The sequence below is a fragment of the Paracoccus sp. MBLB3053 genome (assembly GCF_031822435.1).
Lineage (GTDB): Bacteria > Pseudomonadota > Alphaproteobacteria > Rhodobacterales > Rhodobacteraceae > Paracoccus > Paracoccus aurantius.
In genome coordinates this window covers 486,836-506,684 of sequence record NZ_JAVQLW010000001.1, presented here as the reverse complement: position 1 = coordinate 506,684, position 19,849 = coordinate 486,836, and the positions used below count along the sequence as shown (strand labels likewise).

17 protein-coding genes and 1 tRNA gene are annotated in these 19,849 nt (G+C 62.7%); 16 read left to right on the top strand and 2 right to left on the bottom strand.

From position 1 onward, the window contains the following. Positions 1-53: 53 nt before the first annotated feature. Positions 54-1,226, bottom strand: coding sequence for a pyridoxal-phosphate-dependent aminotransferase family protein (locus tag RGQ15_RS02515; RefSeq protein ID WP_311158639.1), 1,173 nt, complete (start codon positions 1,224-1,226; stop codon positions 54-56). Between the two features lie 127 nt (positions 1,227-1,353). Here RGQ15_RS02515 and RGQ15_RS02510 point away from each other — a divergent pair, with 127 nt between their 5' ends. The 3 genes from RGQ15_RS02510 to dinB are packed head-to-tail and all read left to right on the top strand — an operon-like array spanning position 1,354 to position 4,894. Continuing rightward, positions 1,354-3,093: an ABC transporter ATP-binding protein gene (locus RGQ15_RS02510; protein WP_311158638.1), complete on the top strand. Its 1,740-nt coding sequence runs from the start codon at positions 1,354-1,356 to the stop codon at positions 3,091-3,093. Next, positions 3,093-3,809, top strand: a complete 717-nt coding sequence (gene ygfZ / locus RGQ15_RS02505; protein WP_311158637.1) for a CAF17-like 4Fe-4S cluster assembly/insertion protein YgfZ — start codon at positions 3,093-3,095, stop codon at positions 3,807-3,809. The genes RGQ15_RS02510 and ygfZ overlap by 1 nt, the downstream gene beginning before the upstream one ends. Further along, positions 3,806-4,894: a DNA polymerase IV gene (dinB, locus tag RGQ15_RS02500; RefSeq protein WP_311158636.1), complete on the top strand. Its 1,089-nt coding sequence runs from the start codon at positions 3,806-3,808 to the stop codon at positions 4,892-4,894. The genes ygfZ and dinB overlap by 4 nt, the downstream gene beginning before the upstream one ends. Here the strand turns inward: dinB and RGQ15_RS02495 are convergent. Further along, positions 4,885-5,859 (bottom strand): tellurite resistance TerB family protein, encoded by a 975-nt coding sequence (locus tag RGQ15_RS02495; protein WP_311158635.1) that lies wholly within the window; start codon positions 5,857-5,859, stop codon positions 4,885-4,887. The two genes, dinB and RGQ15_RS02495, sit on opposite strands and share 10 nt — an antisense overlap. Positions 5,860-6,090: 231 nt before the next feature. Between RGQ15_RS02495 and tuf the strand changes: the two genes are divergently transcribed. The 13 genes from tuf (at position 6,091) to rpoB (ending at position 19,837) form a co-directional block, all read left to right on the top strand. Further along, on the top strand, positions 6,091-7,266 hold the full coding sequence (gene tuf, locus RGQ15_RS02490; protein WP_311158619.1) for an elongation factor Tu: 1,176 nt from the start codon (positions 6,091-6,093) through the stop codon (positions 7,264-7,266). A gap of 158 nt (positions 7,267-7,424) precedes the next feature. Beyond that, positions 7,425-8,318: a YghX family hydrolase gene (gene yghX, locus RGQ15_RS02485; RefSeq protein ID WP_311158634.1), complete on the top strand. Its 894-nt coding sequence runs from the start codon at positions 7,425-7,427 to the stop codon at positions 8,316-8,318. A 70-nt stretch (positions 8,319-8,388) separates the two neighbouring features. Then, positions 8,389-8,802 carry a GFA family protein gene (locus RGQ15_RS02480; RefSeq protein WP_311158633.1) on the top strand — a complete coding sequence of 138 codons (414 nt, stop codon included), beginning with the start codon at positions 8,389-8,391 and terminating at the stop codon, positions 8,800-8,802. 77 nt (positions 8,803-8,879) lie between these two features. After that, entirely contained in the window at positions 8,880-10,724 is a 1,845-nt protein-coding gene (locus RGQ15_RS02475; protein ID WP_311158632.1) for an ABC transporter ATP-binding protein, read from the top strand. Between the two features lie 67 nt (positions 10,725-10,791). Further along, positions 10,792-10,867: transfer RNA gene (locus RGQ15_RS02470), tRNA-Trp, on the top strand. 256 nt (positions 10,868-11,123) lie between these two features. Continuing rightward, entirely contained in the window at positions 11,124-11,993 is an 870-nt protein-coding gene (locus RGQ15_RS02465) for a hypothetical protein (protein WP_311158631.1), read from the top strand. Between the two features lie 75 nt (positions 11,994-12,068). Then, positions 12,069-12,263 (top strand): preprotein translocase subunit SecE, encoded by a 195-nt coding sequence (gene secE, locus RGQ15_RS02460; protein WP_311158630.1) that lies wholly within the window; start codon positions 12,069-12,071, stop codon positions 12,261-12,263. 194 nt (positions 12,264-12,457) lie between these two features. Then, entirely contained in the window at positions 12,458-12,997 is a 540-nt protein-coding gene (gene nusG / locus RGQ15_RS02455) for a transcription termination/antitermination protein NusG (RefSeq protein WP_311158629.1), read from the top strand. An 86-nt stretch (positions 12,998-13,083) separates the two neighbouring features. Further along, positions 13,084-13,536 (top strand): 50S ribosomal protein L11, encoded by a 453-nt coding sequence (gene rplK / locus RGQ15_RS02450; protein WP_311158628.1) that lies wholly within the window; start codon positions 13,084-13,086, stop codon positions 13,534-13,536. A 3-nt stretch (positions 13,537-13,539) separates the two neighbouring features. Continuing rightward, on the top strand, positions 13,540-14,238 hold the full coding sequence (gene rplA, locus RGQ15_RS02445; protein WP_311158627.1) for a 50S ribosomal protein L1: 699 nt from the start codon (positions 13,540-13,542) through the stop codon (positions 14,236-14,238). 245 nt (positions 14,239-14,483) lie between these two features. Continuing rightward, positions 14,484-14,999: a 50S ribosomal protein L10 gene (gene rplJ / locus RGQ15_RS02440; protein ID WP_311158626.1), complete on the top strand. Its 516-nt coding sequence runs from the start codon at positions 14,484-14,486 to the stop codon at positions 14,997-14,999. 66 nt (positions 15,000-15,065) lie between these two features. Further along, positions 15,066-15,443 carry a 50S ribosomal protein L7/L12 gene (rplL, locus tag RGQ15_RS02435; RefSeq protein ID WP_311158625.1) on the top strand — a complete coding sequence of 126 codons (378 nt, stop codon included), beginning with the start codon at positions 15,066-15,068 and terminating at the stop codon, positions 15,441-15,443. Between the two features lie 245 nt (positions 15,444-15,688). Beyond that, complete coding sequence (rpoB, locus tag RGQ15_RS02430) at positions 15,689-19,837, top strand: DNA-directed RNA polymerase subunit beta (RefSeq protein ID WP_311158623.1); 4,149 nt, start codon at positions 15,689-15,691, stop codon at positions 19,835-19,837. Positions 19,838-19,849 lie beyond the last annotated feature (12 nt).

Here is a 19,849-nt window from a genome sequence, read left to right as displayed (position 1 = left end):
CGCAAGGATTGCGCCGCCAGCGCGGCAGCGCAACAAGGTTCTGCCTGACGGTTTCAGGCGGTTTGAGCGATCAGGCGCGCAGCAGCCTCGACGCCGCCGGGCCCATGAGGAATGCCGATTGCATCCATCCCCGCCTCGATCACGGCAAGCGTGCCCAGCAGTTGATGCGCGCTGACATGGCCCATATGCGCGATGCGCAGTCCGGCGTCGGGATCGGCCGCGCCCAGTCCGACACCCAGGGTCAGCCCGGCTTTTTCCTGCGTCCAGCGGCGCAGTTCGGTCGCCTTCGGGATGGTCGCGGCCGTTACCGATCGTGCCCGTCCCGCGGGATAGGCGATCACGGCCGAGATGCCCGTTCCCGTCGCGCCCCACGCCTCGAGCGCGGCCCAAGTCGCGCGGGCCAGCGCTTCGTGGCGGGCCCACGCGACCGGCAGCGTCTCTTCCTCCAGAAGCAGGGTCAGCGCCTCGTTCAATCCGTAGATGTGCTGGACGGGGGGTGTGCCGCCCCAGAATTGCCAAAGCTCCTGCGCTTCTGCGCGCGGCGTCCAATCCCAATAGGGCGTGGCAAGGTCGGTGCGCGCCTGCCCCTTGAGACGCTCCGAAAGCCAGATCAGCGCGACGCCCGGCGGCACCATCAAGCCTTTCTGGCTGGCCGAAACAAGCAGGTCGACGCCCCATTCGTCCATCTGCATCGGCTCGCAACCAAGCGAGGCAATCGCATCGACGGCCAGAAGCGCGGGATGGTCACGCATGGCCGCGCGGATGGCCGGAATGTCGGCCCGGGCAGAGCTTGCCGTGTCGACCTGACAGACCAGCACCGCCTTGATCTCTTGGCGCCGGTCCCGGGCAAGACGGTCGGCAAGGCGCTGTGGATCGGGCGGGGCAAGGCCGAAATCCAGCTCCTCGACCGCGATCCCGAGCATGCGCGCGCTTTGCGCCCAGCTGCGGCCGAAATGTCCCGAGGTGAGGACGAGCGCGGTCTCGCCCCGGTTGAACAGGTTGACATTCGCGGCTTCCCAGCCGGCATGGCCGTTTCCGATATAGGGGGCGCAATGGGCGGTCGTGCCGGCGAGGCGCTTCAGCCGCTCGACCATAGCATGGTTTTCCTGCGCAAGCTCGGCTCCGTAAATATCGGGCGAGGGGCGATGCATCGCGCGCAGGACGCGATCCGGGACAGGCGAGGGACCGGGGATGGCGATGACCGGACGCCCAAGGGCAAAGCTCATGTCGTGAAGCCTTTCAGAAGGATCCGCAATCGGTAGGCCCGAGCCGCGACAAGGTCAACGGGCACCCCGCCACTTGCCCTGAAGGGCCTTGCACCTTATCCCTTGCGCAATCTCAGGCGGGGCGACGATGGCGGAAAAGCTACAGAAAACAGCCAATCTCTTCTCGCGCATGTGGGGAGACTATCTGCGGCCCTATTGGGCACGCATCCTGTTTGCCCTGTTCTTCCTGGTGCTGGAAGGATCGACGCTGGGTTTGCTCAGCTGGATGCTGAAACCTCTTTTCGATCGGGTCTTCGTCGGCGGCGATAGCGACGCGATCTGGGGGGTCGGGGGTGCGATCTTCGGGCTGTTCCTGTTGCGGGCTGCGACGTTCGTCATCAACCGAAGCCTGATGACATCGGTTTCGCTCGCGGTTTCGACGAGAATGCAGACCGACATGCTGCGTCATATCATGACGCTGGACGGCAGCTTCTTCCAGAAGAACCCGCCCGGCGCGATGATCGAGCGCGTCCAGGGCGATTCGATCGCGGTGCAGGGGGTGTGGTCCACCTTCATCTCGGGCGCGGGCCGGGACATGGTTTCGCTGATCTCGCTGTTCGGTGTGGCAATCGCCGTCGATCCGGAATGGACGCTGGCCGCGCTGATCGGCGCGCCGCTTCTGATCCTGCCGATGGTCATGGTCCAGCGCTACATTCGCCGCAAGATGCGCCAGAACCGCCAGAATGCCAGCCAGCGCGCGACGCGCCTGGACGAGGTTCTGCATGGCATCAACGCGGTAAAGCTGAACCGCATGGAGGAATACCAGACCAACCGCTTCAGCCAGATCGTTGACCGCATCCGCACCGGACAGATCAAGATGTCGGCCATCGGCGCGACCGTCCCTGCGCTGGTCGATGTCGTGACGGGGCTGGGCTTCATGGGCGTTTTGTGGCTGGGCGGCGCGGAAGTCATGTCGGGCGAGCGCACCGTGGGGGATTTCATGTCCTTCTTCACCGCGATGGCGCTGGCCTTTCAACCCCTGCGCCGGCTGGGCAGCCTGGCGGGCACCTGGCAGACGGCCGCCGCGAGCCTGGAGCGGATATACGAAATTCTGGACATGCGCCCGACGATCCGTTCGGGGTCCCGGCACGAGCCGCCGTCCGACACGACGATCCGGCTGGAGAATGTCCATCTTTGCTATGACAACCACCCGGTTCTGAATGGCTTGACCTTCACTGCCGAGGCTGGGCGGACGACCGCGCTTGTCGGACCTTCCGGGGCGGGGAAGTCTACGGTCTTCAACCTGCTCACGCGCATGGTCGACCCGGCCTCGGGAACGATCACGCTGGGCGGCGTGCCGCTGGACGAATTCGACCTTGCGACGCTGCGCGACCAGTTTTCGACCGTCAGCCAGGACGCCGCGCTGTTCGACGAGACGCTGCGCGAGAACATCCTGCTGGGCCATCCCGAGGACGAATCCCGCCTGCGCGCCGCGATCGAGGCCGCCCATGTCGCAGATTTCGTCGATCCGCTGCCGCAGGGCCTGGATACGCCCGCCGGGCCACGCGGCTCGGCCCTTTCGGGCGGGCAGCGGCAGCGTGTCGCGATCGCCCGCGCCGTCCTGCGAAACGCTCCGGTCCTGTTGCTGGACGAAGCGACAAGCGCATTGGACGCGCAAAGCGAAAGGCTTGTGCAGCAGGCGCTGGACGATCTGTCCGTCGGACGCACCACCCTTGTCATCGCCCACCGCCTTTCGACCATCCGGCAGGCCGACAAGATCGTGGTTCTGGACGCCGGCCGGGTTGTCGAGGAAGGCAATCATGACCAATTGATGGCAAAGGGCGGAGCCTATTCCGCCTTGGTCAAACTGCAATTCGGAGACGAGTGATGCGGCGCATTCTGGCGGTTTCGGGGCCTGACCGGGTCGAATTCCTGCAGGGCCTGGTGACGAACAAGGTGGGCGAGGTGCCCTGCTGGGCCGCGCTGCTCACTCCTCAGGGGAAATATCTGGCCGATTTTCTGGTCATCCCGGAACACGAACGTCTGCTGATCGACGTCGATGAACGGCTGGCCGGCGATCTGGAACGGCGGCTGTCGATGTACAAGCTGCGATCGGACGTCACGATCGAGCCGACGGACCTGACGGTTTCACGTGGAATTGGCGACATGCCCGACGCCGCCATCGCTGATCCGCGGCATGACGCATTGGGCTGGCGGCTTTACGGCGGGGCAGGGGACGACGGCACCGATTTCGACGCGATCCGGGTCGAGCATTGCATTCCCGAAACCCTGGCCGAGCTGATCCCAAACGAGACCTTCATTCTTGAGGCCGGGTTCGAGCGGCTGCACGGCGTCGATTTTCGCAAGGGCTGCTATGTCGGGCAGGAGGTCACGGCGCGCATGAAACACAAGACCGATTTGCGCAAGGGTCTTGTCACCGTGGCCGTCGAAGGAGAAGCCCCCGTCGGCACGCCGATCCTGATGGCCGATGGACGCGAGGCGGGAACGCTTTTCACCCAATCCGGCGGCAGGGCAATCGCCCATATGCGTTTCGACCGCATGGGTGAGGGGCTGACGGCGGGGGACGCCCGCATCGCGGCGTGACCGAGGGCGGCGAGCGCATCCGCCGCATCGTCCATGTGGACATGGACGCGTTTTTCGCGTCCGTCGAGCAGCGCGACAATCCCGATTTGCGCGGCAGGCCGGTAGCTGTTGGCGGCATCCAGCGAGGCGTCGTCGCCGCTGCAAGCTATGAGGCGCGACGCTTCGGTGTTCGCTCGGCCATGCCTTCGATGCGGGCGAAGCGGCTTTGTCCCGATCTGATCTTCGTGAAGCCACGTTTCGAGGTTTACAAGGCGGTAAGCCAGCAGATCCGCGAGATATTTGCCGATTACACCCCCCTTATCGAGCCGCTTTCGCTCGATGAGGCCTACCTGGACCTGACCGACCAGCTCGAAGGGCGGACCGCGACCCGTATCGCGCAGGAAATTCGCGCCCGCATCCTGCAGGCGACCGGGCTTACTGCCTCGGCGGGGGTCAGCTACAACAAGTTCCTGGCAAAGCTGGCCTCGGACCAGCGCAAACCCGACGGGCTTTTCGTTATCCCGCCAGAAGCGGGGGCCGAGTTCGTGCAGTCGCTTCCTATCGGACGATTTCACGGTGTGGGCCCGGCGACAGCCGCGCGGATGGAGGCGCATGGCATTTTGACAGGCGCCGATCTGGCGAGGCAGAGCCTCGAATTCCTGACAGCGCGGTTCGGCAAGTCGGGGACCTACTACTGGAACATCGCGCGGGGCATCGACATGCGCGAGGTCAAGCCTGACCGCATCCGCAAGTCGATCGGGGCCGAGAACACATTTTTCGATGATCTGCGTGATCTTGACGCGGCTATTCTCGAACTGGGCCCATTGGCGGACAAGGTCTGGCGCCACGCCGAGCGGGCGCGCAAATCGGGGCGGACGGTGACGCTCAAGGTCAAGTACGGCGACTTTCGGCAGATCACCCGCGCAAAGTCACTGCCGCGCCCGGTGGAAAGCCGGGACGAAATGCTGGGGATCGCCTGTGATCTGCTTGGTCCCGTCTTCGCCGATCCGCACGGTGTCCGGCTGCTGGGGATCACGCTTTCGGGCCTCGATGAGGCGGGGGCAGGGGATGCCCCGCGCCAGCTGGGCCTGTTCGATCAGGCGTAAAGATTGGTGGCGCCGACCTTTTCGTGAATGCCGTTGACGGTGGCCTTGTCGAGCCCCAAAGCCGTGGCGAAGGAATGCAGGTATTCCGCCTCTTGCCGACTGTCGAAGTCGATCGCCATCAGGGACATCAGGTAAATTTGCGGCCCGAGCCCCTGCGGCACCTCGCGCGCCAAGGCCTCGGCATCGACCGGCGCGGCCATCTGGGCGCGGATGAACTGGCGTTCTTCTTCATCGAGTTCGCCGAACTCCTTCATCAACCGTGACTGCTCGGCCTCGTCGATCTTGCCGTCCGACTTGGCGGCCTGGATCATCGCCCGCAGGATCAGGCCCGCCAGAGCATTCTGCTCGGGCGTCGGCTTGGTGTCGGGTTCGCCGCCATTCACCAATGCCTCGTTCAGGACTTCTCCGAAACTTGCATCGTTATTGGGCTGCGAATCCTTCTGGGCAAGCCCACCACCGCCGCCACTGGGTGTCGGGTTGGCGCGGGCCTGCGGACCGCCAAGAAGGTCGCCGAGCACCCCGCCCAGCCCCCCCGCCGCACCGCCAGCAAGGATCTGTCCAAGACTTCCGCCCAGACCGCCGCTGCTGGCCGTCGTCGAGCCTGTCCGCCCGGCGGTCAGTTGATCGAGGAGCCCGCCGAGCCCGCCCCCCGAGGTGCCGGGGGAATGGCTGCCGCCATAGGGCGCGCCCCCGCCGGCGCCAGGGGGGCGACCGCCGAGGATCTGTCCGAGTATGTCCCCAAGACCGCCCGATCCGTGCTGAGCAGATGCGGACTGATCCGATGCCGGCCGTCCCGAGCTTTTGCCCACGAGATCGTCCAGGATGCCCCCCGAGGGCTGGTGACCGGTCTGGGCGCCGCCTCCGGTCGAGCTTCGCCCTTGCTGGGCGTTCTTCATCATCGTGCCGATACCCTTTGCCAGCATGATACCGGCCGCAACGCGGGCAAGTGATTTCATCAGGCTCATCTCGTCCTCCGACGTGAAAAGGCACCCGTCTGCGCGACGGTTCGCCAGTTGCAGACTAAGCCCGAAGGTCGGAGGTTGGTTCCGCCAAGAATGGCCGAGGTCCGCCAGGACACGCTGTTTGCCAGCACTGCTTGGTCGCCCTTGATTTTTCCCCGGCGCAATTATAAGTCGCGGCGGATGTTTCACGATGGGGGTCGTCGCGCGGGTGGCCCTCTCCGATAGGAGGCCATGATGGCAAAGGCAAAGTTTGAACGTACGAAACCGCACGTCAACATCGGGACCATTGGTCACGTTGACCACGGCAAGACGACGCTGACGGCTGCGATCACCAAGTATTTTGGTGACTTCAAGGCCTATGACCAGATCGACGGCGCCCCGGAAGAGCGCGCCCGCGGCATCACGATCTCGACCGCGCACGTTGAGTATGAGTCGGAAAGCCGTCACTACGCCCACGTCGACTGCCCCGGCCACGCCGACTACGTGAAGAACATGATCACGGGTGCTGCGCAGATGGACGGCGCGATCCTGGTGGTGAACGCTGCCGACGGCCCGATGCCGCAGACGCGCGAGCACATCCTGCTGGGCCGCCAGGTCGGCATTCCCTACATGGTCGTCTACCTGAACAAGGTCGACCAGGTGGATGACGAAGAGCTTCTGGAACTGGTCGAGATGGAAGTGCGCGAGCTTCTGTCCTCCTACGACTATCCCGGCGATGACATTCCGATCATCAAGGGCTCGGCTCTGGCCGCTCTGGAAGGCCGCGACGCCGAGATCGGCGAGAACTCGATCCGCGCGCTGATCGCCGCTGTCGACGAATACATCCCGACGCCCGAGCGCGCTGTCGACCAGCCGTTCCTGCTGCCGATCGAAGACGTGTTCTCGATCTCGGGCCGCGGCACGGTTGTGACCGGCCGCGTCGAGCGTGGCGCCGTCAACGTCGGTGACGAGCTTGAGATCGTGGGCATCCGCGACACCAAGAAAACCACCTGCACCGGCGTCGAGATGTTCCGCAAGCTGCTGGATCGCGGTGAGGCTGGCGACAATGTCGGCGTTCTGCTGCGCGGCATCGACCGTGATGGCGTCGAGCGTGGCCAGGTCCTGGTGAAGCCGAAATCGGTGACGCCGCACACGACCTTCGAAGCCGAAGCCTACATCCTGACCAAGGAAGAGGGTGGCCGTCACACGCCGTTCTTCGCGAACTACCGTCCGCAGTTCTACTTCCGCACGACGGACGTGACCGGCACCGTGAAGCTGCCGGAAGGCACCGAGATGGTGATGCCGGGCGACAACCTGAAGTTCGAAGTCGAACTGATCGCCCCGATCGCGATGGAAGAGAAGCTGCGCTTCGCCATCCGTGAAGGCGGCCGCACCGTCGGCGCAGGCGTCGTCTCGAAAATCCTGAAGTAATTCGGGAAAGAAGATCATCGGGTGATCCCCTCGGGGATATCGCGATGAAAGGGCCGCTCCCTCGGGGGCGGCCTTCTTGCATTTTCTGCTCACGACTTTTCGAACCGGGAAGCGGCACATGCGTGTTAGTCTGTGGCACAGCCAAGGGAGGGCAGGCGATGACCGAACGCAGGAAGGCTTCTGATTTCCACCCCCGGATTCTCGAGATATTCGATGGCTATGTGCATGGCCGGATCAGCAAGCGCGATTTCATGACGCAGGCCGCGCAGTTCGCGACTGCCGGCATGACGGCCGCTGCGATCTTCGAGTCGTTGCGACCTGATTATGCGTTGGCCATGCAGGTGCAGCCCGATGACCCGGCGATCGTGACCGAGACCGCAAGCTATGACAGCCCCGACGGGAATGGCCGGATATCGGGTCTGATGGCCCGTCCGGCCGACGTTCAGGGCAAGCTGCCTTCAGTGCTGGTCGTGCACGAGAATCGCGGGCTGAACCCCTATATCGAGGACGTTGTCCGCCGGCTAGGAAAGGCCGGGTATCTCGCCTTCGGCCCGGATGGGCTGAGTTCCATCGGCGGCTATCCCGGGACCGACGAAGAGGGTCGCGAAATGCAGTCGAGTCTCGATCCGGCGAAACTAATGGAGGATTTCTTTGCCGGATACGAATTCCTACGTGACCATCCCGATTCGACCGGGAAGGTGGGCTGCGTGGGCTTTTGTTACGGCGGAGGGGTCTGCAATGCGTTGGCGGTCGCCTATCCGGACCTGTCGGCCTCGGTCCCCTTCTATGGTCGTCAGCCCCGTGACGAGGAGGTTTCCCAGATCAAGGCGCCGCTGATGCTGCATTACGCCGAGAACGACGAAAGGGTGAATGCCGGATGGCCCGCCTATGAGGCCGCGCTGAAAGCCAATGGCATCGAATACCAGGCCTTCTTCTATGAGGGCACACAGCACGGCTTCCACAACGACACGACTCCCCGATACGACGAGGCCGCCGCGAAGCTTGCATGGGAGCGGACGACCGAATTCTTCGCCGAGAAGTTGGGCAGCTGACAGCTTTTGTCAGCATCGCGCGCGCAATGTGACTGTGGCCTGCTAGGGGCTGTCACATTGGGGGCGAGCAATGAAGACCTATCACGGATCCTGTTTCTGCGGCGCCATCCGTTTCGAGGCGGTTGGCGATCTGGCAGAGGGGACGATGCGCTGCAATTGCAGCTTCTGCCGCAAGATGCGCTACTGGGAAATGAAACTGCCCGAAGCCAGCGGGCTGCGCGTCCTTTCGGGTCGCGACCTTCTGGCCGAGACTCCGCGACGTCAGGGCGACGGAGTCGACATGCACCACCGTTTCTGTTCACGCTGCGGCACGAGATTGTGGACCGATGGAAACGTGGACGAACTGGGCGGGGCCTTTGTCATGGTCTGCGTCGGTGCCATCGACAATGCTACGGAAGCTGAACTGGCTGCGGCCCCGGTCTTTTTCGCCGATGGGGCGCATGACGCGTGGTGGAATCCCGCGCTGGAAACGCGACACCTCTAGGCCCCTTGCAGACCGCCGCGGCAGATGACACCGTTGGCCGCCATCGGGTCTGCGGAACCCCATCCACGAGGTCAAACATGTTCAGCTGGTTCGAAAGCCGGCTCGATCCCTATCCTGCGGATGCGCCTCTGATGCCGCCCAATGGGCTATGGCGATTCATTCTGCATTTCTCGCGCGGGGCATGGGGCTACATGCTTGCCATGTCGGCCTGTTCGGGGCTGATCGCGGTCTTCGAGGTCATTCTTTTCGGCTATCTCGGCGACCTCGTCGACCGTCTTTCAGGGACCAGCAGGTCGGAGTTCTGGCAGGTCGAGGGCGGCCGGCTGATGTTCATGGCCGCCATTCTGGTGATCGGCATCCCGCTATTGCAGATCATCTTTTCATTGCTCATGCACCAGACGCTGATGGGCAACCTGCCGCAGCGGATCCGTTGGCAGGCGCATCGCTATCTGCTGCGTCAGTCGATGAGCTATTTCCAGGACGAATTCGCCGGACGAATCGCCGCCAAGCTGATGCAGACGGCATTGGCGGTGCGCGAAGTGGCGATGAAGTTTCTGGATGTTCTTGTCTATGTCGGCGTCTATTTTCTGGGTGCCCTCGTGCTGGCCGCCTCGACCGACGGCTGGCTTGCCGTTCCGTTCTTCTTCTGGGGGCTGTCCTATGGATTGCTGCTGTGGTGGGTCGTGCCCCGCATCGGCCGTGTCAGCCAGGCCCAGGCGGATGCGCGTGCGGTCATGACGGGCAGGGTGGTCGACAGCTACACCAATATCTCGACGGTGAAGCTATTCTCGCACAGTTCGCGCGAAGAGGCCTATGTGCGCGAAAGCATGGACGGGTTTCTTGCGACCGTGCACGCCCAGATGCGCCTGTCCTCGATCCAGAACATCTTGCTTTCCAGTCTGAATTCGGGCCTGACCTTTGCGGTGACGGCGCTGGGGATCTGGCTTTGGATGCAGGGCCGTGTCGAAGTCGGGGCAGTGGCTGTCGCCGTTCCGCTGGCCCTGCGGCTGGGCAGCATGTCGCATTGGATCATGTGGGAATTCGCAGGTCTTTTCGAGAATATCGGCACGGTGCGCGACGGTATCGGATCGCTTTCGCTACCCCGCATGGTGACGGACCGACCGGACGCGGTGGCGCTGCAGGTTCCCAACGGAGCGGTCGAGTTCCGCCATGTGACGTTTCGCTATTCCGGGGCGATCGAGGGTCGCGGCGTCGCGGTGCTGGACGATCTGAGCCTGAGCATCGCACCGGGGGAACGCATCGGCCTTGTCGGTCGGTCGGGCGCGGGCAAATCGACGCTCGTGAACCTGATCCTGCGCTTTCACGATCTGGAGGGCGGCAAGATTCTCATCGACGGGCAGGACATCGCGCAAGTGACGCAGGAATCGCTGCGGGCCGCCATCGGGGTGGTCACGCAGGATACCTCGCTGCTGCACCGCTCGATCCGCGACAACATCGCCTATGGCCGACCGGATGCAACCGAAGAGGAGGTGTTGCAGGCGGTCGAGCAGGCCGAGGCATCGGATTTCGTCAGCGCGCTTGGCGATTCGCAGGGCAGGCGGGGGCTTGAGGCCCATGTCGGCGAACGCGGCGTCAAGCTTTCGGGCGGACAGAGGCAGCGCATCGCGATTGCCCGCGTGCTGCTGAAGGACGCACCGATCCTGGTACTTGACGAGGCCACCAGCGCGCTCGACAGCGAGGTTGAAGCGGCGATTCAGGGACAACTGGAAAGCTTGATGCAGGGCAAGACCGTGATCGCCATCGCGCACAGGCTTTCCACGATTGCCCAGATGGACCGGCTGATCGTCATGGAGAGGGGGCGTATCGTCGAGCAGGGTACCCACGAGCAGCTTCTCACACAGGGGGGAATCTATGCGGGACTGTGGGCGCGGCAATCGGGCGGTTTCCTCGAAAACGACTGAAAGCAACATCTCGTGCGACTTCCCTCTTGAACCGGCGGCGGACCTGCCGTAATCAGCATCCCGGCCTAGGGGTATAGCTCAGTTGGTAGAGCATCGGTCTCCAAAACCGAGGGTCGTGGGTTCGAGTCCCCCTGCCCCTGCCAGGCCGCATCATGATTGCGCACAACCGGGACGATTTTCGCCCGGGTTTTTTGTTGCGCGCTTGCTGGGGGCGGGTCAGGCAAACAATTGCCACCGGCTTGGCCAGATCGGGTGCAAGCGGCGCTTTGGGCCTGCACCGGTTTGACAAGGTCCCGAGCTTTCCTTCAGAACGCTGGCAGCACGACGCAAGAGAGACGCATCGAATTCGAAAATGCATTCAGGGTCTGATTTGAATACGATCGAAGGGATGCAGTCGCCTTGCTGAGCATCCATCTGGGGGCGCACAAGACGGCCTCGACGCATCTGCAGAATTCGCTGCGTGAAGTGCAGGACAGCCTGAACGGAGGCGGGGTGTTTTACGCTGACCCCTCGGTCCTTCGGGAAACCATCCCGCTGGCGCAGGCGCTTGCGCAGGGCAGCGACTGCCAAGCCCATCAGGACTGCGTGCGCCAGTTTGCCGCGGCACGCGATCATTATGAGCGGTTGTTTATCTCGGAAGAGAATATTCTTGGCGGGACGCACCGAACCAACATGTTCTCGCGCAGGGGCGTGCTTTACCCCGACGCGGCACCGCGGGTTCGACAGGTGATCGAGATGGCCGGTGGCGAATCGGCCACCCTCTATCTCTCCGTGCGCGATCCTGCCCATTTCTGCGTCTCGGCCTTTGCGCTGCAGATGAGTCTTGGGAACGAGCTCGAGTTGCGGCCTTATCTTCGTGGACGCGACCCGGCTCAGATCAGGTGGTCGGGTCTGGTTAAACGCCTGGCCCGCGTCGAAGGCGTCAAGCGGCTCGTGATCTGGCGCTACGAAGACTATCGCGCGGTGCGGGAGCGGTTGCTTGGACTGCTTTTGCCCGACGGGTTGGCGGGAATCGTGCCGGACCTTGAGCCAAAGAACGTCAGCGTCACGCAGGAGGGCTACGAATGGTTTCTTGCGCGCGCCATGGCTGACACGAGTGCCGACTTGCGGCACCTGCTGCGACAGGCCAGGCGCAGGTTCACGCGCGAAGATGGCCATGGCCCGCTGCGGCTGCTGGATGACGAAGTTTATCGCCGTTCGGCCGAGTTCTACGCCCAGGAGATCGCGGCGATCAAAGCCCGGCGAAACGTCGAGTTTCTTGAGCCCTGACCAGTTCGGCAGTTCCGGCTTGAAAATCCGCTCGGCGAGGGCTATCTGAGCGGCTGCAAGACCGAAGGGAACGTTATGGCCAACCCCGTCCAGTTCATCAGCCAGGTGCGCAGCGAAGTCGGCAAGATCAGCTGGCCGACCCGTCGCGAGGTGATCACGACCACCATCATGGTCTTTATCATGGCGACGCTGGCCTCGATCTTTTTCTTCCTCGTCGATCTTGCGATCAAGACCGGGCTGTCGGGCATCCTGAACTTCGTCGGCGGCTGAGGTCTTGCAATAGCAGGCAGGGAGCGGTATGTGCTTGCGACCTGCCCAAGACGCGGCGTGCATCGATTCGCTCATGCGCGCCGATTTCAATTTGGCCGAAACGTCATGTTGTGTGATGAACCGGTCGCGGGCTGGCATTTGAATTCGGCGGCTTGATAAGGGCCGGTCGGGAAGGAACAGGGGTCGATCGAGACATGGCAAAGCGTTGGTATTCGGTCAGCGTCCTGTCGAACTTTGAAAAGAAGGTCGCCGAGGCGATTCGTCAGGCAGTTGCCGAGAATGGTCTTGAAGAGGAGATCGACGAGGTCCTGGTCCCCACCGAAGAGGTGATCGAGATCCGTCGCGGCAAGAAGGTGACGTCCGAACGTCGCTTCATGCCGGGCTATGTTCTGGTCCGCATGGAGTTGTCGGATCGCACCTACCACCTGGTCAACTCGATCAATCGGGTGACCGGATTCCTTGGCGCGCAGGGCAAGCCGATGCCGATGCGCGACGACGAAGTGAACGCGATCCTGCATCGCACCGGTGAAGGTGGGGCCGAAGTCGCTCCGCGCAACCTGATCCGGTTCGAGGTGGGTGAGAAGGTAAATGTGACCGACGGGCCCTTCGAGGGCTTCTCGGGCATGGTCGAAGAGGTCGATGACGCGGCAAGCCGCGTGAAAGTCACCGTTTCGATCTTCGGTCGGCCGACGCCGGTCGAGCTGGAATTCACGCAGGTCTCCAAGACCGCGTGATATCGCGCGGGAGGCGAGAGCCGTACCGCTAAGTCGGCCCAAATGCCCTGATCCAAGGGTGGGCGTGATGATAAGGAGAGGGCCAGATGGCCAAGAAAGTTGTCGGCAGCCTCAAGCTGCAAATCAAGGCGGGTCAAGCCAACCCGTCCCCGCCCGTCGGCCCGGCTCTGGGTCAGCGCGGCATCAACATCATGGAATTCTGCAAGGCGTTCAACGCCAAGACGCAGGAAATGGAGCCGGGTTCGCCGGTTCCGGTCGTGATTACCTATTACGCCGATAAATCCTTCACTTTCGTGACGAAGACCCCGCCGGCTTCGTTCCTGCTGAAGAAGGCTGCTGGTCTGAAGCCCGTCGGCAAGCGCAACCGCGCCCGCGGCTCGGAAAAGCCCGGCCGTCAGGTTGCCGGCACCGTGACCGCGAAGCAAGTTCGCGAGATCGCCGAAGCCAAGATGAAGGACCTGTCTGCGAATGACGTCGAAGCCGCGATGCAAATCATCCTTGGCTCGGCCCGTTCGATCGGCATCGAGGTGAAAGGCTAAGTCATGGCAAAGATCTCGAAAAACAAAGCTGCTGCTCGCGCCGCTTTCGATGGCAAGGCCAACCTGTCGGTTGAGGATGCCGTTGCGCTGGTGAAGTCCAACGTCAAAGCGAAATTCGACGAAACCGTCGAGATCGCGATGAACCTGGGCGTCGATCCGCGTCACGCCGACCAGATGGTCCGCGGTGTCGTCACGCTGCCGAACGGAACTGGCAAGGACGTGCGCGTTGCCGTCTTCGCTCGTGGCCCGAAGGCTGACGAAGCCAAGGCTGCAGGCGCCGAAATCGTTGGCGCGGAAGACCTGATGGAAGCCATCCAGGCCGGCAACATCAATTTCGATCGCTGCATCGCGACTCCGGACATGATGCCGCTGGTCGGCCGCCTGGGCAAGATCCTGGGCCCGCGCAACCTGATGCCGAACCCCAAGGTCGGCACGGTGACGATGGACGTGAAAGCGGCCGTCGAAGCTGCCAAGGGTGGTGAAGTCCAGTTCAAGGCCGAAAAAGCCGGTGTCGTTCACGCTGGTGTCGGCAAGGCTTCGTTCGATGCCGGGAAGCTGGCAGAGAACATCCGCGCTTTCGTGGATGCCGTGAACCGCGCAAAGCCGTCGGGCGCCAAGGGCACCTACGTGAAGAAGGTCTCGATCAGCTCGACCATGGGTCCGGGCGTGTCGCTGGATCTGGCTTCGGCCGTCGCGCAGTAAGCGCAAGAATTTCGCCGGGGCAACCCGGTGGATGGCGGGGCGCTCAGCCCCGTCCTGTCCGAGACGGAGGGTGCGGGACGCGATCTAAGATCCGGGCCGCTTAATTTCCTTCCTGAGATGGGAGCAAGACCATTTTCCGAACTGAAGTTCGGGTGATCTTGGGACCGTCACGGACCCGTCCTGTCGCTGTTCTGGCGTCAGGAAAGTGAGAGCCGGGGGGAAACCCCCATACTTGGAGTGAAACCGTGGATAGAGCGCAGAAAGAGCAGTTGGTCGAGGAACTCGGCCAAATCTTCGAAGCCTCTGGCGTCGTGGTGGTTGCACACTACGAAGGAATGACGGTTGCCCAAATGCAGGACCTGCGCGCGCAAATGCGCGAAGTTGGCGGGTCCGTTCGCGTTGCCAAGAACAGGCTCGCCAAGATCGCCCTGGATGGAAAGCCTTGCGCAAGCATCGCCGACTATCTGACGGGTATGACCGTGCTCGCTTACTCCGAAGACCCTGTGGCTGCTGCCAAGGTCGCGGACAAGTACGCCAAGGCCAACGACAAGTTCGTTATCCTGGGCGGTGCGATGGGCGACACGGCGCTTGACCCCGCCGGTGTGAAAGCCGTGGCACAGATGCCGTCGCGCGAGGAGCTCATCGCTTCGATCGTGGCCTGCATCGGCGCCCCTGCCTCGAACATCGCGGGCGCGATTGGCGCACCTGCTTCCAACATCGCGGGCATCCTCACGACTCTGGAAGAGCGCGAGGCCGCTTAAGGCAATCCCATTCCCTCGTAGGGTCCAAATACCCATCGTTGGAACACTTAGTGAAAGAACGGAAAAATGGCTGATCTGAAAAAACTCGCCGAAGAAATCGTGGGCCTGACCCTGCTGGAAGCCCAGGAACTGAAAACCATCCTGAAAGACGAATACGGCATCGAGCCGGCTGCTGGTGGCGCCGTCATGGTTGCTGGTCCGGCTGCTGGTGGCGCCGCTGACGCCGCCGAAGAAAAAACCGAGTTCGACGTCGTTCTGACCGACGCCGGCGCGAACAAGATCAACGTGATCAAAGAAGTTCGCGGCATCACCGGTCTGGGCCTGAAAGAAGCCAAGGACCTGGTCGAAGCCGGTGGCAAAGTCAAAGAAGGCGTCTCGAAAGCTGACGCTGAAGAGATGAAAAAGAAACTCGAAGCGGCTGGTGCCAAGGTCGAGCTGAAGTAATTGGCCTTTCGGGTCAATTGACTTAGAAAATTGGGCAGGGTCCGGGTTTCCCGGTCCCTGCCGAACCTGTCTTGAAGGGCGGTTTCGATGGAAACGGCCGGAAACCTTCCTTCAGGGCATGTTCGGGGTTCGGGAGTCGCGCGGTGGGACGCGCGGCACGAATGGAACCCCGCCCCTCATTCGCCGCCTTGCGCCGGTCGGGCCCCGACGACCGCCGCAAGCAAAGACGAAAGGTAAGACCCTCTATGGCTCAAGCTTATGTCGGCCAGAAACGCGTCCGGCGTTATTATGGCAATATCCGCGAAGTCCTGGAAATGCCGAACCTCATCGAGGTTCAGAAATCCTCCTACGACCTGTTCCTGCGGTCGGGTGAGGGCGAGAGCCACCAGGACGGCGAGGGCATCAATGGTGTCTTCCAGTCGGTGTTCCCGATCAAGGACTTCAATGAAACCGCGACGCTCGAATTCGTGAAATACGAACTCGAACGTCCGAAATACGATGTCGACGAGTGCCAGGCCCGCGACATGACCTATGCCGCGCCGCTCAAGGTGACGCTGCGTCTGATCGTGTTCGATGTCGACGAAAACACCGGCGCGAAATCGGTCAAGGACATCAAGGAGCAGGACGTCTACATGGGCGACATGCCCCTGATGACGCAGAACGGCACCTTCATCGTCAACGGCACCGAGCGCGTCGTCGTCTCGCAGATGCACCGTTCGCCGGGCGTGTTCTTCGACCATGACCGCGGCAAGACCCACTCGTCGGGCAAGCTGCTGTTCGCCTGCCGCATCATTCCCTATCGCGGCTCGTGGCTCGACTTCGAATTCGACGCCAAGGACCTTGTGTTCGCGCGTATCGACCGTCGCCGCAAGCTTCCGGTGACGACGCTGCTTTATGCCCTCGGCATGGATCAGGAAGGAATCATGGATTCCTTCTACGATACCGTGGACTACAAGCTGCAGCGCGCGAGCCGGGGCCAGGACGCGGGCTGGGTTACCAAGTTCTTCCCCGAGCGTGTCCGCGGCACCCGTCCGACCTTCGACCTGGTGAATGCCGAAACCGGCGAAGTCATCACCAAGGCCGGCGAAAAGGTCACGCCGCGTCTCGTCAAGCAGCTGAACGAAAAGGGGCAGATCAACCTTCTGCTGCCGTTCGAGAAGATCATCGGCCGCTTCGTCGCGAAGGATATCATCAACGAGCAGACCGGCCTGATCTACGCCGAAGCCGGCGACGAGATCACCGTCGAATATGACCGCGATGGCGAAATCTCGGGCGGCCTGCTCAAGGTTCTGCTGGACAACGGCATTGAAGATATCCCGGTTCTCGACATCGACCATGTCAATGTCGGCCCGTATATTCGCAACACCATGGCCGCCGACAAGAACATGAACCGCGAAAGCGCGCTCATGGATATCTATCGCGTCATGCGTCCGGGTGAGCCGCCGACCGTCGAGGCTGCCTCGACCCTGTTCGACAGCCTGTTCTTCGACAGCGAGCGCTACGACCTTTCGGCCGTGGGTCGCGTCAAGATGAACATGCGCCTGAACCTGGATGCGCCGGACACCCAGCGCACCTTGCGCAAGGCCGATATCATCGCCTGTATCCGCGGCCTCGTGGAACTGCGCGACGGCAAGGGCGAGATCGACGATATTGACCACCTGGGCAACCGCCGCGTCCGCTCGGTCGGCGAGCTGATGGAAAACCAGTATCGCATCGGCCTGCTGCGCATGGAGCGTGCGATCCGCGAACGCATGTCGGGCGTCGAGATCGACACCGTCATGCCGCAGGACCTGATCAACGCGAAACCGGCTGCTGCCGCCGTCCGCGAATTCTTCGGCTCGTCGCAGCTGTCGCAGTTCATGGACCAGACCAACCCGCTTTCGGAAGTCACGCACAAGCGTCGTCTTTCGGCGCTCGGGCCGGGCGGTCTGACGCGCGAGCGTGCAGGCTTCGAGGTTCGCGACGTTCACCCGACCCATTACGGCCGGATGTGCCCCATCGAGACGCCGGAAGGTCAGAACATCGGTCTGATCAACTCGCTGGCCACCTTTGCCCGCGTGAACAAATACGGCTTCATCGAGACCCCCTACCGCAAGGTGGTCGAAGGTCATGTGACCGACGACGTGGTCTACATGTCGGCAACCGAGGAAATGCGTCACACCGTGGCGCAGGCCAACGCGGTTCTGGACGAAAACGGCAAGTTCGTTGACGATCTGGTTTCGACCCGCCAGGCTGGCGACTTCATGCTGAACCCGGTCGATGCCGTCGATCTGATCGACGTTTCGCCCAAGCAGCTGGTCTCGGTCGCAGCGGCCCTGATCCCGTTCCTTGAAAACGACGACGCCAACCGCGCCCTGATGGGCTCGAACATGCAACGTCAGGCGGTTCCGCTTCTGCGCGCCGAGGCTCCGCTTGTGGGCACCGGCATGGAAGCGACCGTGGCACGCGATTCCGGTGCGGCCATCATGGCGCGCCGCGGCGGCATCATCGACCAGGTCGACGCACAGCGGATCGTTGTTCGCGCGACCGAGGATCTGGGTGGCGGGGACGCTGGCGTCGATATCTATCGCCTGCGCAAGTTCAAGCGTTCGAACCAGTCGTCGACCATCAACCAGCGTCCCATCGTCAAGGTGGGCGATACGGTGGTGAAGAACCAGGTCATCGCTGACGGTCCGTCGACCGATCAGGGTGAACTGGCGATCGGCCGGAACGTGGTCGTGGCCTTCATGCCCTGGAACGGCTACAACTACGAAGACTCGATCCTGATCTCCGAGCGGATCCACCGCGACGACGTGTTCACCTCGATCCATATCGACGAATACGAAGTGGCGGCCCGCGACACGAAGCTTGGCCCGGAAGAGATCACCCGCGACATCCCGAACGTCGGTGAAGAAGCGCTGCGCAACCTCGACGAGGCAGGCATCGTCTATATCGGCGCCGAGGTTGGTCCGGGCGACATCCTGGTCGGCAAGATCACCCCGAAGGGTGAATCGCCGATGACCCCGGAAGAGAAGCTTCTGCGCGCCATCTTCGGTGAAAAGGCTTCGGACGTTCGCGACACCTCGCTGCGTCTGCCCCCGGGTGCCTATGGCACGATCGTCGAGGTCCGCGTCTTCAACCGTCACGGCGTCGACAAGGACGAGCGTGCGCTTCAGATCGAGCGCGAGGAAGTCGAACGTCTGGCCCGCGACCGGGACGACGAGCTGGCGATCCTCGAGCGCAACATCTATGCGCGCTTGAAGACGCTGATCATGGGCAGGGAAGTCGTCAAGGGTCCGAAGGGCATCAAGGCCGGTTCGACCGTTGATGACGATCTGCTGAGCCAGCTCAGCCGTGGCCAGTGGTGGCAGCTTGCCGTCGCCGACGAGGACACCGCCAAGGAAGTCGAGGCGCTGAACCAGCAATTCGACGCGCTGAAGCGTGCGCTGGACAACCGTTTCGACGACAAGGTCGAGAAGGTTCGCCAGGGTGACGATCTGCCTCCGGGCGTGATGAAGATGGTCAAGGTCTTCGTTGCCGTGAAGCGCAAGCTTCAGGCGGGCGACAAGATGGCCGGTCGCCACGGCAACAAGGGTGTCGTCTCGAAGGTCGTTCCGATCGAGGACATGCCCTTCCTGGCTGACGGCACGCCCGTCGACCTGGTGCTGAACCCGCTTGGCGTGCCTTCGCGGATGAACGTCGGTCAGATCCTTGAAACCCACATGGGTTGGGCATCGCGCAACCTGGGCATCAAGATCGACGAGGCGCTGCAGGACTATCGCCGCAACGGCGACATGACCCCTGTCCGCGAAGCCATGAAGAACGGCTATGGCGACGATCTTTACGCCACGCAGTTCGAGGGCGTCGATGACGACATGCTGATCGAGCACGCGAACGCGGTCCGCACCGGCGTTCCGATCGCCACGCCCGTCTTCGACGGTGCGAAAGAGGCGGACGTGAACGATGCCCTGCGCCGCGCGGGCTTCGACACCTCCGGTCAGTCTGTCGTGTTCGACGGCCGGACCGGCGAGCAGTTCGCCCGCAAGGTCACGGTTGGCGCCAAATATGTCCTGAAGCTGCACCACCTTGTCGACGACAAGATGCACGCTCGTTCGACCGGTCCGTACTCGCTCGTCACGCAGCAGCCGCTGGGTGGTAAGGCGCAGTTCGGTGGTCAGCGTCTGGGTGAGATGGAGGTCTGGGCCCTCGAAGCCTATGGCGCCGCCTACACCCTGCAGGAAATGCTGACGGTGAAGTCGGACGACGTGGCAGGCCGGACCAAGGTCTACGAGAGCATCGTCAAGGGCGAGGACAACTTCGAAGCCGGCGTGCCGGAATCGTTCAACGTTCTGGTCAAGGAGGTCCGGGGTCTGGGCCTCAACATGGAACTCCTGGATGCGGAGGACGAGGAGTAAGGGCTTCGGCCC

Bases quoted from the DNA above. Each gene is read 5' to 3' on its own strand.
- RGQ15_RS02515 (WP_311158639.1), bottom strand. From the start codon at position 1,226: ATGAGCTTTGCCCTTGGGCGTCCGGTCATCGCCATCCCCGGTCCCTCG.
- RGQ15_RS02510 (WP_311158638.1), top strand. From the start codon at position 1,354: ATGGCGGAAAAGCTACAGAAAACAGCCAATCTCTTCTCGCGCATGTGG.
- ygfZ (WP_311158637.1), top strand. From the start codon at position 3,093: ATGCGGCGCATTCTGGCGGTTTCGGGGCCTGACCGGGTCGAATTCCTG.
- RGQ15_RS02495 (WP_311158635.1), bottom strand. From the start codon at position 5,859: ATGAGCCTGATGAAATCACTTGCCCGCGTTGCGGCCGGTATCATGCTG.
- tuf (WP_311158619.1), top strand. From the start codon at position 6,091: ATGGCAAAGGCAAAGTTTGAACGTACGAAACCGCACGTCAACATCGGG.
- yghX (WP_311158634.1), top strand. From the start codon at position 7,425: ATGACCGAACGCAGGAAGGCTTCTGATTTCCACCCCCGGATTCTCGAG.
- RGQ15_RS02480 (WP_311158633.1), top strand. From the start codon at position 8,389: ATGAAGACCTATCACGGATCCTGTTTCTGCGGCGCCATCCGTTTCGAG.
- RGQ15_RS02475 (WP_311158632.1), top strand. From the start codon at position 8,880: ATGTTCAGCTGGTTCGAAAGCCGGCTCGATCCCTATCCTGCGGATGCG.
- secE (WP_311158630.1), top strand. From the start codon at position 12,069: ATGGCCAACCCCGTCCAGTTCATCAGCCAGGTGCGCAGCGAAGTCGGC.
- nusG (WP_311158629.1), top strand. From the start codon at position 12,458: ATGGCAAAGCGTTGGTATTCGGTCAGCGTCCTGTCGAACTTTGAAAAG.
- rplK (WP_311158628.1), top strand. From the start codon at position 13,084: ATGGCCAAGAAAGTTGTCGGCAGCCTCAAGCTGCAAATCAAGGCGGGT.
- rplA (WP_311158627.1), top strand. From the start codon at position 13,540: ATGGCAAAGATCTCGAAAAACAAAGCTGCTGCTCGCGCCGCTTTCGAT.
- rplL (WP_311158625.1), top strand. From the start codon at position 15,066: ATGGCTGATCTGAAAAAACTCGCCGAAGAAATCGTGGGCCTGACCCTG.
- rpoB (WP_311158623.1), top strand. From the start codon at position 15,689: ATGGCTCAAGCTTATGTCGGCCAGAAACGCGTCCGGCGTTATTATGGC.